The sequence below is a fragment of the Streptomyces sp. NPDC001153 genome (assembly GCF_053598315.1).
Genome location: NZ_JBSFJZ010000045.1, coordinates 43474 through 58052, shown reverse-complemented (window position 1 = coordinate 58052; position 14579 = coordinate 43474). Strand labels below are relative to the sequence as shown.

Below are 14579 nucleotides of genomic sequence, written 5' to 3'. Positions count from 1 at the left end.
GCGTCGCCAGGGCACGCTCAACGCGGGCCCGGACGCAAAGGCGGTCACGGATTCGCCGAACGCCAGTCGTTCCGGTTCCCGGACAGAGGCCGGCCGATCGAGATGACGAGTCTGGTCTCCGCACTGACCGGCACTTGCCCGTTGATGGAGTACCTGCAGTAGTACTCGGTCCCACAGCGGCAGCGACCGTGGACGTCCAGGTGGGGTCGGATCCGGTGTGTGCCCGCCTGCCCGGTGAACGGCCTGCCCGAGCCGTGGGAACCGGCGCGGCCGAAGCCCGGTGAGCACTTCAACGAGGTCGCGAGGTCCCGGGCCTGCTTGCCGAGGACTCGGCCCCGGCCCTCTGGGCGTGGCTGAAAACATACGGGTGTTCTCGCTCGGCGTGGCCTTGTCCGGGCGTGGTGTGCACCAGCGATCGGACCGCATGCCGATCAGCAGCTTGGCTTATATCGTGAAATGAAGTGGTCAATCTTCCCAAAGCTGTCGAATCGGCTCACCGGGTCTGCGCCGCGTGTGGGGCTGGAGCCGTGTGCGACCCGTCCCAAGGAGGACGCGATGACGGACGTGGCGAGCAGCCGGGACGTGGGTGAGCGGCCTGCGGCCCCGGAGCGGGTCGTGACACTCACAGTGAACGGACGGTCGTACGCCCTGCGCATGGACACGCGGGTGACCTTGCTGGACGCCCTGCGTGACCGGCTGGGCCTGGTGGGCACGAAGAAGGGTTGTGACCAGGGCGCCTGCGGCGCATGCACCGTCCATCTGGACGGCCGGAGGGTGCTGGCCTGCCTGACCCTGGCGGCGCAGGCGGAGGGCCGGGCGATCACCACCATCGAGGGCATCGCCGACGCCGACGGTCCGCACCCGGTGCAGCAGGCGTTCATGGAGCACGACGCCTTCCAGTGCGGCTTCTGTACGCCGGGGCAGATCATGTCCGCGGTGGCGCTCATGGCCGAAGGCCGGGCCGGCTCGGACGAGGAGATCCGGGAGTTCATGAGCGGAAATCTGTGCCGGTGCGGCGCCTATCCCAACATCGTGGCGGCGGTACGCGACGCGGCCTCCCGAGGAGGTCACGATGCGCGCCTTTGACTACGTCCGGGCCACCGACACCCGCGAGGCGGTGCGGTTGCTGGCGGAGGACCCGGAGGCGTCCTGCCTCGCGGGCGGCACGACACAGCTCGACCTGATGAAGGACGGGGTTCTGGAGCCGCCGCGGCTGATCGACATCACCCGGCTCCCGCTGCACGGCATCGAACGACGCGGCGAGGCCCTCCACGTGGGGGCCCTGGCCACCATGGAGGAACTGGCCGCCGACGCCACGGTGACCGAGCGCCTGCCCATGGTGCGCGAGGCCCTCCTGCTGGGCGCGTCGGTGCAGCTGCGCAACATGGCCACGATCGGCGGCAACCTGCTGCAGCGCACTCGCTGCCGCTACTTCCGGGACCCCACGGTCGGCGCGTGCAACAAACGCACGCCGGGTTCCGGCTGCGCCGCCGTGCAGGGCGCGGCACGTATGCACGCCGTGCTCGGCGCGAGCGAGCGGTGTATCGCGCTGCACGCCTCCGACCTGGCCGTCACCCTGGTGGCGCTCGACGCGGTGGTGCACATCCAGGGGCTGTCTCAGGCCCGTGCCGTGCCGCTGACCGAGTTCTACCTGACGGCCGACGACAGCCCCCAGCGCGAGAACGTCCTGGAGCACGCCGAACTGATCACCGAGGTCGAGATCCCGCTCCCGCCGCCGGCTGCCCGGTCGGGCTACCTCAAGGTCCGCGACCGGGCATCGTACGAGTTCGCCCTCGCCTCCGCCGCCGTGCTGCTCGTCGTGGAGGACGGCACGATCCACCAGGCCCGGGTCGGCCTGGGCGGCGTGGGGACGAAACCCTGGCGCGCCTACGAGGCCGAGCACGTGCTGACCGGCGCGTCCGCCACGACGGCCACGTTCCAGGACGCGGCCGAGGCGACCATGCGTGACTCCTGGACCGTCCCCGGAACGGCGTTCAAGGTGCCGCTCGCCCGGCGCACTCTGGTGCGCGCGCTGCAGACCGTCTCAGGAGTGACCGCATGAGCACCGTCGAAAGCAGGCCGCGGGTCGGTGCCGGCGTCAACCGGGTCGACGGCCCGCGCAAGGTCACCGGCACCGCCCCGTACCCGATGGACTTCAGCGTCCCCGGCCAGGCCTACGGTGCCCTGGTGCAGAGCACCGTCGCCGCGGGTCGGATCGTCCGTATGCACACCGACACGGCCGAAGGCGCTCCCGGTGTGATCACCGTCCTCACCCACGAGAACGCCCCGAAGGTCGGGAAGGGTCCCACGACGGTCCTCGGGGCGTCGCCTCCCGCACCGCTGCGCAACAACCGGATCCTCCACCACGGGCAGCACATCGCCTTCGTGGTGGCCGAGACCCCGGAGCAGGCCACGGCCGCGGCGCGGCTGGTGCGGGCCGACTACGAGACCGCGGAGCCGCTGCTGGACCTCCATGACCCGCGGGCCGAACAGCTCGTCGACCCCTGGGGAACGGACACCTCGCGCGGCGACACCGCGCGAGCGCTGGCAGCCGCCGAGGTGACCCTCCGGGCCACCTACACCACGGCGGACAACACCAACAACCCGCTCGGCCTGTTCGCCACCCTGGCCGCGTGGGAGGGCGACACCCTCACCGTCCACGACACCAGCCAGTGGCCTTCGATGGTGCGCACCACCCTCGCCATGGTCTTCGGTATCCCCGAGAGCTCGGTACGGGTCCTGGTGCCCTACGTCGGCGGAGGCTTCGGCGCCGGGCTGCGCGCGTGGCCGCACGTGGTGCTCACCGCCATGGCCGCCCGGATGATCAAGCGACCCGTCAAGCTGGTGCTGACCCGGCCGCAGATGTTCACCTCCATCGGGCACCGGCCCAGCGGGGTGCAGTGGCTGAGTGTCGGTGCCACCCGCGACGGCGAACTGGTCGCCCTGGACCACCGCAGCCTCAGCTCCCTGAGCATGGAGGAGTCGGACTACGAGCCGTTCGCGTCGGGAACCGCCTTCGCCTACCGGTGCCCCAACGTGATCACGCAGGACCGCCAGGCCCGTCTCAACATCGCCGTGCCGACATCGATGCGCGCCCCGGCCGAGGCGCAGGGCAACTTCGCGCTGGAGTCCGCGCTCGACGAGCTGGCCGGTGAACTGCGCATGGACCCGCTGGAGTTGCGGCTGCGCAACCACACCGACGTCGACCCCCGCAACGGGCTGCCCTGGTCCGGCAAGGCGCTCCTGGAGTGCTACGAGGTCGGCGCGCGACGCTTCGGCTGGTCCGACCGGAATCCCGAGCCGCGCTCCATGCGTGACGGCAACTGGCTCGTCGGCTACGGCATGGCGAGCGCGTGGTTCCCCTATTTCGCACAGCCCTGCGCGGCGCAGGCCACCGTCAACAGGGACGGCAGCGCGCTGGTGCGCAGCGCGGCGACCGACATCGGAACCGGAACCTACACCGTCATGGCCCAACTGGCCGCCGAGGAGCTCGGCCTGCCCCTGGACCGGGTCCGCTTCGACCTGGGCGACTCCGACATGCCCAACTCGATGATGGCGGGCGGCTCGGGCCTCACCGGCGCGCTGGGCAACGCGGTGCACGACGCCTGCCGGCGACTGGTGCGCACGTTCGCCGAACTCGCGCGCGGCGACAGCGACTCGCCCCTGCTGGGCATCTCCCCGGACGACGTGGAGTGCACCGACGGGAGGGTTCACCCCGCGGGCCGCCCGGGCCTCGGGGAGTCGTACGCCGACATTCTCGCCCGGCACGGGCTTTCCGAGCTCACGGCGAACGGCAACAGCACGCCGCCGGTCCCCACCGAGCTGGGCATGTCCCTCGCCGGCGCGTACGGCGCGAAGTTCGTGGAAGTCCGGGTCGACGCGGACCTCGGCCTCATCCGGGTCGTGCGGGTGGTGTCCGTGATCGACGGTGGCCGCATCCTCAATGAGAAGACGGCGAGGAGCCAGATCATCGGAGGCACGGTCGGCGGCATAGGCATGGCCTTGTTCGAGGACACGGTCACCGACCCGCGCACCGGGCGGATCGCCAACGGCACGTTCGCCGACTACCTGGTCGCGGTCAACGCCGATGTCCCGGAACTGGACGTGGTCTTCATCGGTGAGCCCGATCGCGGGACGGCCACCGGCACCAAGGGCGTCGGCGAGGTCGGCCTGGTCGGCATCGCGCCCGCGATCGCCAACGCCGTGTACCACGCCACCGGCAAGCGCATCCGCGAGCTGCCGATCACACTGGACGCTGTCCTCTGAGCGGCATCGTGACCGTGGTCGTGGCGTGTGCACTGATCGAACTCATGGTGCGCCGGTTCACAGACCACGATCCGCAGCGTCCGGCGGTGACATTCACCGAACAGATCGAAGCGCTGGGCGGATTACCGGAGTTGGGGCGCCCGGTCGATGGGTTGGCGCGCCGGGAGGCCGAACCGCTGGACACCTGGCTGAGCGGCCACCGCGAAGCGGTGGAGACGACACGTCGGCGCCCAACACGAGTGCATCCGTAAGGCGTTCACGACGGCCCCAATCGGCCGCCAGCCGGGGGGGACCACTCGACCGTACGGCGCGTCGCCCACCCATGACCCGTCGATGAACACGCCAAGACAACCACGCCTGACCGGCGGTCCGCGCCGTCGCGGCGGCGCGGACCCCCTACGGATGCGGACCGGCGCGATACCTCAGCGGGCTTCAGCGCCCTGCGGCCGCGGGTGCTGGTCGGCGGACGGCACAGTGAGTCGCTGCCCTGGGTAGATCACATCCGGGTCGGGGCCGATGACCTTCCGGTTGGCGTCGTACAGCCGCTGCCAGCCGCCGAAGACGGCGGCCTGCCGCGCGACGCTGGACAGGGTGTCGCCGACGTGCACCGTGTACGACGTGCCGGGGCGTCGGTCGGTGCCGCCGTGCGGGCGGGACTCGGGCACGGTGTGTCGTGGACCGGCGGGACGCGCCACTGGCTCGCTCTGCCCGCCGCCCCGCCCGAGGTGCGCCCGCACAGAGCAGACCGGCCATGCTCCCGGCCCCTGCCGGGCGAGGACCGCTTCGGCCACGGTGATCTGCTCGGCTCGGCTCGCCAGATCGGCTCGCGGAGCGTACGCGGTGCCGCCGTACGCCACCCACGTCGGCTGAGTGAACTGCAGCCCGCCGTAGTTGCCGTTGCCGGTGTTGCTGCTCCAGTTGGCACCGCTCTCGCAGTCGGCGACCCGGTCCCAGGTGGTGCCGGATGCCGCTTCGCCGGCGCCCGGGGCGAGTAGTGGCAGGACGACACCGAAGCTGCCGACGGCGAGAGCGGTGCGGAGCGACGACAGGAGCCGTGGGGACATGGTGCGGCGGTGCCGCGGCCGTGCGGTCATGGCCTTCCTCTCCACTGCGGATCCCGCCCACCGGTGGGCCCGGTGGGCTGAAGGCAGTACGGCAGTCCCGCCCGACCGCTCACAAGGCGTGAGGGGTTCACGGATGGTCATGCGCTGCTGTGCGCCACCTTGAGCGCCGATGACGATCCGTCAGTTCGCTGGGGGTGCCGGCACGCAAGTGGGCATGGGCGCACGGAAGTTCAACCGGTGTGGCTCGGGACGGCGTTGCACTTCGACGAGAAGCGGCAGGCGCAGCGCACATCCGTGGCCTGGATGGGAGCGCATCGTTCTCGTGCTGCGGTCGCGACAGCGCCGTGCCGTACCCGGCACCGCGCCAGTGGGCCAGGAGGCGCACACGACCGCCCGCCGCGCGATGATCCGCGTCTTGGGCAGGACCAGGGGTTGGGCTAGAGGGGGCCGATCCGCCGGAAAGGCGTCCGCCCCGCACCTCGGCCGGATGCCTTCCCCGGGCCGTGGCTACGGCCACCGCAGGCAACGGCGCGTGGCCCGGCGGGACGTGGGCACGCTGCGGAGGCGGCGGAGGTCTTCGTGGCGCACATGTCGGACGAGCGTCTATGCGTCCGATGTCTCTGTATCGCCGGGTCGGCTGCTGGGCGGCCTTCCGCACACCGCCGTACGACGGTCTCCGGCAGGCGCCCGCGGAAAAATCCCTGCCCGGCCCTGGCGCATGACGTACGCTGGGTACACCGACGCGGGGTGGAGCAGCTCGGTAGCTCGCTGGGCTCATAACCCAGAGGTCGCGTGGTTCAAATCCCGCCCCCGCTACGAACATCCGGCCCCCTCCCCTCTCAGTGGAGGGGGCCGGAGCGGTGTGCGGCGCCGGCCGGTGAACCGCTGGAGCGACCGCCACTGCTTGAGCTCGACGGTTGCGTGCTCGGCGCGGATCCGCGTCGAGGGCTGACGGCCCCGCTGCTCGCACCGTGCGTGGTGCTCGCCCACGCGGCGTCCGCCTTGGCTTCTTCGGCCGGGCGTTCACCCGCCCGGGGAACTCGTTGGCCAGGCCTCGGTAGCCCTCATCGGTCTCTGCCCTCACCTTGGGGTGCCGGCGGAACTGCTCGGCGATGCCCTGCGCGGGGTCGGCGGACCTGCACCTCGGTGCCGTCGAGCCGCAACCTGACGCCCCGGCGCCGAGCGTAGGCGCACCGGTCCTCCAGCGTGCGCAGCCTCAGTCCGGGGCGGGCGGGCACCGCGAAGCCGCGGAGCGGCCGGCAGCGGTCGGACTTCGCGGGTCGTCCCGCAGACGGTGGAGCACGGCCACCGCGTACAGCTGGGCCGGCGCCGCGTGCGGCAGGCAAAGCCGCAAGTGCACCAACGTGACCAGCAGCCGGTCGGTGAACACCACGCCGGTGCAGCCCCGGACCCGGGCGGACCGGACGGCCTACTTCCGCATGCCTGCCGGTCGCGAAGACACCAAAGTGGGACACAACAGGCCTGTTGGAAGGGAGCGTCCGCCCGTGGGGATCCCGAGCCCGTTTCGCTTCCTGAGGACAGGCGCAGACACGGGGCAGTGCCGGCCGAGGCGCCCCCGACTGCGTACCACCGCGGTCACGGTCGCGCTCGTGGCGGCAGCGGCCGGCTGTCCCGCCTCCCGCCCATCGGACCGCACCGGGAGTCCCCAGGTGACGGGGGACCGGCACCTGGCATCTGCTGTGACCAGGGTGAACCACGCCTACCAAATACCGGATCCGCTGCCGGCCGCGGAACCGGGCACACTGATTGCGGCTACCGACCATGGCCCTGATGCGCGGCTGGAGAACGCGCGGCGCTGGACGGTGCTGTACCACTCGACCAACGCACGCGGCGCGAACGTCGCCGTCAGCGGCACCGTACTGCTTCCGTCGGGCAGTGCTCCGCAGGGAGGCCGGCCGGTGGTGTCCTGGGCACATGGAACGACCGGCGTGGCCGACGCCTGTGCACCCTCGCAGTCTGCGAACCTGGGCTCGGAGGCCTTCGCTCAGGAGCTGCGCGCGTTCCTCCGCGCCGGGTACGCGGTCACTGCCTCGGACTACCCCGGACTGGGCACCCCGGGCCCGCACACCTATCTGGTCGGCGCGGACGAGGGCAACGCCGTGGCCGACATCGTCACCGCGGCTCGCCGGCTGGTGCCCAGCCTGGCGCCGGTGTGGTTCGCAGTCGGGCACTCACAAGGGGGCCAGGCCGCGCTGTTCGCCACCCACACCCAGCGCCGCACGGGCGGCCAGCGCCTCGGCGCGGCGGTGGCCGTCGCCCCAGCCAGCCACCTGGAGGCGATGCTCGCGGGGGTGAAAGCCTCCCATGTGCCCAGTGAGCTGTCCTTCGCCTTCTACTCGCTCGTCGGCCTGTCCGCCACCGAGCCCGGCGGCCCTGCGGCGGATCTGCGTTCGCTGCTGGGGCCTTCGGCAGCGGCTACGGCCTCCCGGGTCATCGCCGACTGCGTGACGCACAGCCATCCCGTGCTCAAGGGGGTGAACACCGAGCTGATGCTGCCGCTGAACGGGGATCAGCTGCGGCGCATGGGCGAGCGGATGGGCGCCTACGGCGATCCGGACCGCTCCGCCATCACCGTACCCACACTGGTCATCCAGGGTGGCGCCGACGAGGATGTGCCGCCTGCCTGGACCGACGAGGTCGTGGCGCGCCTGCGTCGCCTGGGCTCCCCCTCACTGGTCTACCGCGCCTACCCCGGCGCGGGCCACGATCAGGTCCTCGGCCAGTCCGTCTGCGATCTGCTGGCCTTCCTCCATGCCCACGGCGGAACCCGCCCCGGTGCCTGCACACCGCCCCCGAGCACCGACGGTTGAACCGGTCGGGCAGGCCCGCGGCCCCGTCTCGAGTGCGAGGACGCGCTCCGACCACGCTCGCGTCACCCTGCGCCGTGAAGGCGCGCTCATGGACCTCCAGCGGGGGTGGGCGGGCCGCCGCGATGTCGTTCACCGACGACGTCAGGGCTGGTCAGGGGGCTGCCACGGCAGTTCGCCGAGACGCGGCTCGGGTACGGCAGCCGCCGTCCCGGTCCGCGGTGATCAGCATTCGGGTGGCGTACAGGCCGCCGTGCGACCCGCCGCCTGCCACCGGCGGCGGAGCGATGCCATGGCGAAGGCTGTCGTGCCGTGCTCGCACGCCACGTCGACCGGCCGGTATGCGCGGCGAGGTCGCGGATCGCGAGGGTGGTCCTCCGGCGCGGCCCGGGTTGCGCCACCGGGGTCGGTCTGACGCCCCTCTGGCAGCAGCGGGGACATGTGTCAGAGTGGAGGCATCGGAACGACGCGGTCAGCGCGCGGACGAGACAGGAGAGAGGGCGCCTGTCATGTCCACATATTTCCGTCCTCGCAGCGCGGCGACGGCACACTCGATCTCCGTCGACCGGCGGAGCGAGGAGTACGCGGACCTGTTCGGGCAGGCCCCGGTGATCTTTGCTGCGCTCAATGGCCCGAAGCATCTCCTCGAAGCCGCGAACTCGGCATTCTTCGAGACCCTCGGGTGCGACCACGAGCGCCTCGGCGAGCCGGTCGGAGAGGTGATTCCGGAACTGGCTCCGCAGGGCGTCCTCGACCGGCTCGATGCGGTCTATCGCACCGGCGTGGCATACAGGGCCAGGGACGGGCGGCTTCTGCTGGGCAGGCCGGGCATACAGCGGGAAGGATTCTTCGACTTCACCTACGAGCCCCGCCGGGACGTCGCCGGCCGGATCGACGGGGTCGTGGTGATCGCGGTCGAGACCACCCCGTACCACCACGCGCATCTCCTGGCCGCCGAGCAGCGCGCGCTGCTGGAGCAGATCGCGCGTGACGCCCCGCTGGACAAGATCCTCCGTGGGATGGCCACGGCGATCGAGGAGCTCTCCCCGGACATGCTCGTCTCGGTACTGCTCGTCGATCCCGACGGACAGCGTCTGCGGCACGGCACCGGCCCGCGCCTGCCCGACTTCTACAACGAGGCGGTCGACGGGGCACCGATCGCGGAGGGCATCGGCTCGTGCGGCACGACCGCTTTCCGGCGGGAACCGGTGATCGTCACGGACATCGCCACCGATCCCCTGTGGAAGGACTACCGCGACCTGGCACTGCGGGCCGGGGTCGCGGCGTGCTGGTCCACACCCATCCAGGACGCGGACGGCCGACTGCTGGGCACGTTCGCGATGTACCACCGCGCGCCCAAGGCTCCGACGGACAAGGACGTGGCGCTCAGTGCCTCCTTCGCCCGCATAGCCGCGCTGGCCATCGAACGCCACACGGCGGTGGAGGCGAGCCGCGCCGCCAAGGAACGCGAGAAGGCCGCCCGGGAGGATCTGGCGTTCCTTCTGGAGGCCAGCACCGCCATCACCGGCGAGACACACTATTCGGACAGCCTCCAGCGCATGGCCCGGCTGACCGTTCCGGCCCTGGCGCCGCTGTGTGCCGTCCACGTATCCGAGTGCGGCCAGACCCAGCGCATCGCCATCGCCGCGTCGACCCGGGAGGGGGAGAAGCTCCTCTCCTCCCCCGCGCTGTGTGACGAGGTGAACGCCGCTGTCGCCCGCGTGCTTGCCTCCGGCGCCACCGAGTCCGCCCACGCGAGCGGCCTGCGCGCGCAGCTCGGCGTCAAGGACTACGTGTGCGTGCCGCTGGCCACGAGGGGCCGTACCTTCGGAGCGCTGACCCTCCTGGCCACCGGCCTGCCCCTGGACGAACACAAGGTCGCCCTGGCCCAGGAACTCGCCCGCCGGGCCGCTTCGAGTGCCGACAACGCCCATCAGTTCACTGACCGCGTCCGGCTCTCCCACGATCTTCAGGCAGGACTGTTGCCACCCGAGTTGCCCAGCATTCCCGGCGCCACCCTGGCGGCCTCGTACCATCCGGCGGGTGAGGGCCTTGAGGTCGGGGGCGACTTCTACGACGTCTTCCGGCTGCCCGCCGACCGCTGGGCACTCATGATCGGCGACGTCTCCGGACGCGGCGCGCTGGCAGCCACCACCACCGGCATGGTGCGCCACACCGCACGCGCCGCCGCCCGCCTCCTCGACGACCCTGCGGCCGTGGTCACCGCGATCAACGACGCGTTGACGGGCAACACCACCGATGACGACCAGTTCGTTTCGCTCGTCTACGGTGAGCTGCGGCACACCGCGTCACACCTCACGCTCGACCTGATCCGAGCGGGCCACGTACCGCCGCTCGTCCGCCGCGCCGACGGCACGGTCGTGGAGCACACGCAACCGGGCCTGCTGTTGGGTATCGGTCCTGATCCCGACTTCTGCCCGTGCCGCATCGACCTGCACCCCGGCGACAGCCTCGTCCTGGTCACCGACGGCATCACCGAGGCCCGTTCCCCCGACGGCGAGTTCTTCGGCGAGGAGCGCTTGTCCGACGCGCTCGTCGCCGTCCGGACCACGACGCCCACAGCCACGGCCGTCGTCGAGTCCATCACCACCGCGGTCACCGCGTTCGCGGGCCATGCCACCCTCGACGACCAGGCCGTACTGGTGATCACCGCCATCTGACGGTCCCGATGGCGCGGCATCCGTTCCGCCGCCCTCGCCCACCGCCGACAGTGGCCGCCCCAGCGGCACGGCACCATCCTCCCGCGCACGATCAGTGCGGCGATCTTGACCGCGCTGTTCACCAGCGGACCCGACAGGGCGAGTCACCCGGAAGGACCAACAAGCGTCACAACACTCGTACGGCGGACCTGGCGTGCCGTCGGTTGACGCTTCCGGAAGCCTAGGATCCGGCACCGGACGAAGGGGTGTCGTCCGCCCTGCCAGGCACGGGCGGGCTCACTTCACAACCGGAGGAGACGGGATCTTGCACCACGCCGGCAGAACCTGCTGGAGGCGCTTCGCCGCCGTCCTGATCCCCGGCATCGTGGCCTCCGCAGCCCTCGCCATCGCCATGGCACAGGGAGCCCTGGCCGCGTCCTTCTTCATCTCCGGCCAGCGATTCCAGGTGACCGTGGACACGCTCACCATGCGCGGCTTCAGCCTCTACAGCATGGTGGACGTGCCCAAGAAAGGCACCCCCGTGCCGGTCATGGTCATCGGCGCGCGACACGCCACGGCCAGCGGACTGTGCCAGTCCGTGGTGGTCGACCTCCCGGTACTGGGCCCACAGACATTGCGACTCACCGGCGGCAACGGACGACCGGCCGAGGCGACGGACCTGTTCATCGACGCGACATCCGAGTCCGCCGGACAGGCGAATTTCCGAGGGGTCGACACCGGTGTCGCGCAGGGGGCGATCACCAAGGGACCGATCAACCCGGGCGACAGGGACTCCCGGTTCTTCGACCCCAACGGTGTCGGGCAGCAGGCCACGTCGGTCACGCTGACCAACGTGCGCGTGACGGCGGTCGCGGTCTCGGCCGGCACGTTCAACGTTCCCGGCCTCGACGAACAGGTCAAGCAGGGCCGCCACGAATGCTTCTGACCCCGTTCGGAATGTTCTCGCCCATCCTGATCAGGACAGGACACGTGTTCCTCGACTTCCTCCGCAGCCCCGCGAAACTGCGCGTCACGGCCGCCGATGCCCGGCGCAGGTTCAGAACCTGGCGCGGTGAGCGTCCCTTCTGGGCCGGGATGTTCACCTTCAACGCAAGCCTGCCCATCCTGTATCTGCCATACGCTCACCTTGATCTCGGCGGAATGCCGCTGGCCTTGTCGACCACCTCGGGCGCCGGATCCCTGATCATCGGCGTTCTGCTCATGGCCCTGGGGCTCAGTCTCTGGTACCAGCAGCACCTTCGCGTATTCGCCGGCATCGCCACCCTGCTGCTCGCCCTCGCCTCCTTCCCCGTCGCGAACTTCGGCGGCTTCCTGCTCGGACTGATCTCCGCGCTGATCGGCGGCTCCCTGGCCTGCGCCTGGATCCCGCCCACCGCCGCCGAGCCGACGGCAACTGCGGGAACGACCGCGACTACGACGAACAACGACTCCTCTGCCGTTCCGGCGGCGGGAGAGCCGACGTGACCAGTGGCAACCGCTCCGGACAGGCCGCGGACGCACCGGTTCCCGAGCCCCGCCACCCGAGCCGCGCGGAGCCGCGCACCAGTCGCGTGAAAGGCCGAGTACAGCGCCCCATCGCCTGCACACTGGCCGCGGCAGCCGTCCCCCTGGCCCTGTGCCTCGCCACCCCCATGGCGACGAACACGCACCTCACCCCTGCCGACACGGCCGGATCCGAGACCCCGTCGAGCTTCGCGCCGACACCCACGGACGCCGGACCGACACACACGAGCGACACGCCGACACCCACGGACGCCGGACCGACACACACGAGCGACACGCCGACACCCACGGACGCCGGACCGACACAGACGAGCGACACGCCGACGCCGTCGAGCTCCGCGCGGGCATCCGTGAGCACCGCACGAGCAACCACGAGCGCGTCGCCGGCTCTCTCCGAGGCTCCACTGGATCGGCCGCCCGTCCGCCCCGCGAGCCCCGCCTGGGTACTGCGAACCGACAGTCTCGTACTCCGCGGCGCCGGCTTCGAAGGTGTGGTGACCGTACGCACCGCGGCGGGGCCCGTGCGGGTGCTGAAGTTCACGGCCAGATCGGTGACCGCCGTCGACCTCGACGTGACCGCGGGCCGTGGCCGCGCCGCGATGCGGCTGCGAGCCGGACCCAGGACCACGGCCACACTCAAACGTCAAGGCAGCAGAGGTGTGGTGACCCTCTATGTGCGCAAGGTGTCCGGCACGGTCACCGGCCTCGGCGGCGCCCCGCTCCCGGCCGACCGAACCGTCACCATCACCCCCGATGCCGTACCGAGCTGGCTGTCCCACCCGGCCGTTCCCGTTCGCACGTTCTCCTTCAACGACGCGACCGTTGCACAGATCGCCCAGTTCGGGGGCGACCTGTCCATCACTGGGGCGGGGTATCAAGCCACGGCCGGGTGACCGCCGACGAACAGCACAGGCCAGAAGTCCGCCGTCCGGCGGGCTGCAGCGGCACGACCCTCGTCGGCCGAGGGTCGTGCCGTTCCCATGACCGGGGCGTCCTGAGGAGGCAGAAGGAGCGTCAGGAGTGCCGGACCTCGGCAGCCCCCTTGGATCGAGAGCACCAAGCGCTCCGAGCCACGGTGTGCTCCGGCGCCTGCCGAAGCGGTCAGCCTCCGCGGGTGCCAGCACCGCAAGTCCGCCGCGTCGCGCGAGGCGGCGGACTTGATGCTGTTTCACCGCCGCAGGCAGGACATGCGTGAAGCCTGCCGCAGGGTCAGTTCCAGATGCCGGTGATGTCGGAGGCGTTGGCCGCGGCCCCGGCGTGGGTGGTCAGGCCGGCCAGGTCCTCGAGGGTGCGCAGCGTGTCGTAGTGGTTGTAGTGCGTCGAGGTCGAGCTGCCCGGTGCGACGTGCGCGCCGTAGAAGACGGTGGCGATGTGGTTGCTGTGCGAGCTGTCGTCCTCGTCGAAGGTGACGGCCAGGATGCTGTTGTGCGTCTGGGCCCAGGTGGCATACGAGCTGAGGTTGTTCTTCAGCCAGTTGTCGCCGGTCGCGATGGAGCAGTCGTGCATGTCGTTGCACAGGTTCGGAACGACGAACGAGACCTTGGGCAGGGTGGTGTAGTCCGTCGGGAACTGCGTGAAGGTGTGCGCGGTGTTCAGCGGGACGTTGCTGAAGGCGAACCACGGATTGTGCTTCCGGGCGTACTTGGTGGCGGAGTTGGTGCACACCGTGGAGCCCGCCGAGGGCAGGCCCTCGTTGTAGCTGCCCCAGGTCTTGCCTGCGGCGATGAGCTCGGAGCCGAGGTTCGCGGCGCTGCTGAACTGCGGGGTGTAGCAGTTGTCGTTGGTGATGCCCTGGTTGTTCCCGGAGAACAGGTCCAGGTAGTTCGGCTGGCTGGGGTGGGTGATGGCGAACGAGTTGGTGAGGTTGCCGCCGCCGGCCTTCAGCGTGTTGTTCAGGTACGGGGCGCTCGTGCTGCCGATGACCTGCTCGTAGGAGTGATTCTCGAACACCACCACGACCACGTGGTCGGGGGTGGGCAGCGCGGCGGCCTGCGCGGCCGGGCCAGCGGCCCAGACCCCGACCAGGGCGGCGGGGAGGGCGGCGACGAGGGAGAGAGCGCGGCGCGAGCGCTTGACGCGGGAGAGCATGGACACGGTGGACCTCCTTGGTGAGCGGTGAGGCGGGGGAGGTTCTCCACTGATCAGGCCCTTTCTGATCAGGCGGTACGAGCGTAGGGGCGCGTGTCGGGGCTTTCAGGCGACCGGTAGTGAAGACCCGTCAAACAGCCGCTGCCTGC

The 14579-nt window shown here is 70.9% G+C and carries 11 protein-coding genes, 1 tRNA gene and 1 pseudogene; 10 read left to right on the top strand and 3 right to left on the bottom strand.

Annotated elements, in window-relative coordinates; all coding sequences use genetic code 11:
• Positions 1-65: 65 nt before the first annotated feature.
• A pseudogene (locus ACWDEN_RS37945) lies at positions 66-155 on the bottom strand (IS5/IS1182 family transposase); the annotation flags it as partial.
• Between the two features lie 400 nt (positions 156-555).
• Here ACWDEN_RS37945 and ACWDEN_RS37940 point away from each other — a divergent pair.
• Genes ACWDEN_RS37940 through ACWDEN_RS37925 form a run of 4 tightly spaced genes read left to right on the top strand, consistent with a single transcriptional unit; the run spans position 556 to position 4517 of the window.
• A complete protein-coding gene (locus ACWDEN_RS37940) occupies positions 556-1086 on the top strand; it encodes a (2Fe-2S)-binding protein (RefSeq protein WP_351610810.1) in 531 nt (176 codons plus the stop codon).
• A complete protein-coding gene (locus tag ACWDEN_RS37935; RefSeq protein WP_351610807.1) occupies positions 1073-2062 on the top strand; it encodes an FAD binding domain-containing protein in 990 nt (329 codons plus the stop codon). Before ACWDEN_RS37940 ends, ACWDEN_RS37935 begins: the two co-directional genes overlap by 14 nt.
• Positions 2059-4266 (top strand): xanthine dehydrogenase family protein molybdopterin-binding subunit, encoded by a 2208-nt coding sequence (locus ACWDEN_RS37930; protein WP_351610805.1) that lies wholly within the window; start codon positions 2059-2061, stop codon positions 4264-4266. The genes ACWDEN_RS37935 and ACWDEN_RS37930 overlap by 4 nt, the downstream gene beginning before the upstream one ends.
• A gap of 8 nt (positions 4267-4274) precedes the next feature.
• Positions 4275-4517, top strand: coding sequence for a hypothetical protein (locus ACWDEN_RS37925; protein WP_351610804.1), 243 nt, complete (start codon positions 4275-4277; stop codon positions 4515-4517).
• A gap of 171 nt (positions 4518-4688) precedes the next feature.
• On the opposite strand, the gene ACWDEN_RS37920 is transcribed toward ACWDEN_RS37925, so the two are convergent.
• Positions 4689-5360: a transglycosylase family protein gene (locus ACWDEN_RS37920; protein WP_351610800.1), complete on the bottom strand. Its 672-nt coding sequence runs from the start codon at positions 5358-5360 to the stop codon at positions 4689-4691.
• A 711-nt stretch (positions 5361-6071) separates the two neighbouring features.
• On the opposite strand from ACWDEN_RS37920, the gene ACWDEN_RS37915 reads away from it, so the two are divergent.
• The 6 genes from ACWDEN_RS37915 to ACWDEN_RS37890 all read left to right on the top strand — a co-directional run bounded on the left by ACWDEN_RS37915 (position 6072) and on the right by ACWDEN_RS37890 (position 13235).
• A tRNA-Met gene (locus tag ACWDEN_RS37915) sits at positions 6072-6146 on the top strand.
• A gap of 893 nt (positions 6147-7039) precedes the next feature.
• Positions 7040-8161 carry an alpha/beta hydrolase family protein gene (locus tag ACWDEN_RS37910; RefSeq protein WP_351610793.1) on the top strand — a complete coding sequence of 374 codons (1122 nt, stop codon included), beginning with the start codon at positions 7040-7042 and terminating at the stop codon, positions 8159-8161.
• Between the two features lie 506 nt (positions 8162-8667).
• Positions 8668-10839 carry a SpoIIE family protein phosphatase gene (locus ACWDEN_RS37905; protein ID WP_351610790.1) on the top strand — a complete coding sequence of 724 codons (2172 nt, stop codon included), beginning with the start codon at positions 8668-8670 and terminating at the stop codon, positions 10837-10839.
• Positions 10840-11143: 304 nt separating this feature from the next.
• Positions 11144-11764 (top strand): DUF6230 family protein, encoded by a 621-nt coding sequence (locus ACWDEN_RS37900; RefSeq protein ID WP_351610787.1) that lies wholly within the window; start codon positions 11144-11146, stop codon positions 11762-11764.
• An 11-nt stretch (positions 11765-11775) separates the two neighbouring features.
• Positions 11776-12303: a DUF6114 domain-containing protein gene (locus ACWDEN_RS37895; protein WP_351610784.1), complete on the top strand. Its 528-nt coding sequence runs from the start codon at positions 11776-11778 to the stop codon at positions 12301-12303.
• Between the two features lie 533 nt (positions 12304-12836).
• Entirely contained in the window at positions 12837-13235 is a 399-nt protein-coding gene (locus ACWDEN_RS37890) for a hypothetical protein (RefSeq protein WP_351610782.1), read from the top strand.
• Between the two features lie 316 nt (positions 13236-13551).
• On the opposite strand, the gene ACWDEN_RS37885 is transcribed toward ACWDEN_RS37890, so the two are convergent.
• On the bottom strand, positions 13552-14430 hold the full coding sequence (locus ACWDEN_RS37885) for an alkaline phosphatase family protein (protein WP_450862502.1): 879 nt from the start codon (positions 14428-14430) through the stop codon (positions 13552-13554).
• Positions 14431-14579 lie beyond the last annotated feature (149 nt).

Coding starts and splice junctions, on each gene's coding strand:
- ACWDEN_RS37940 (WP_351610810.1), top strand. CDS start 556: ATGACGGACGTGGCGAGCAGCCGGGACGTGGGTGAGCGGCCTGCGGCC.
- ACWDEN_RS37935 (WP_351610807.1), top strand. CDS start 1,073: ATGCGCGCCTTTGACTACGTCCGGGCCACCGACACCCGCGAGGCGGTG.
- ACWDEN_RS37930 (WP_351610805.1), top strand. CDS start 2,059: ATGAGCACCGTCGAAAGCAGGCCGCGGGTCGGTGCCGGCGTCAACCGG.
- ACWDEN_RS37920 (WP_351610800.1), bottom strand. CDS start 5,360: ATGACCGCACGGCCGCGGCACCGCCGCACCATGTCCCCACGGCTCCTG.
- ACWDEN_RS37905 (WP_351610790.1), top strand. CDS start 8,668: ATGTCCACATATTTCCGTCCTCGCAGCGCGGCGACGGCACACTCGATC.
- ACWDEN_RS37895 (WP_351610784.1), top strand. CDS start 11,776: ATGTTCTCGCCCATCCTGATCAGGACAGGACACGTGTTCCTCGACTTC.
- ACWDEN_RS37885 (WP_450862502.1), bottom strand. CDS start 14,430: ATGCTCTCCCGCGTCAAGCGCTCGCGCCGCGCTCTCTCCCTCGTCGCC.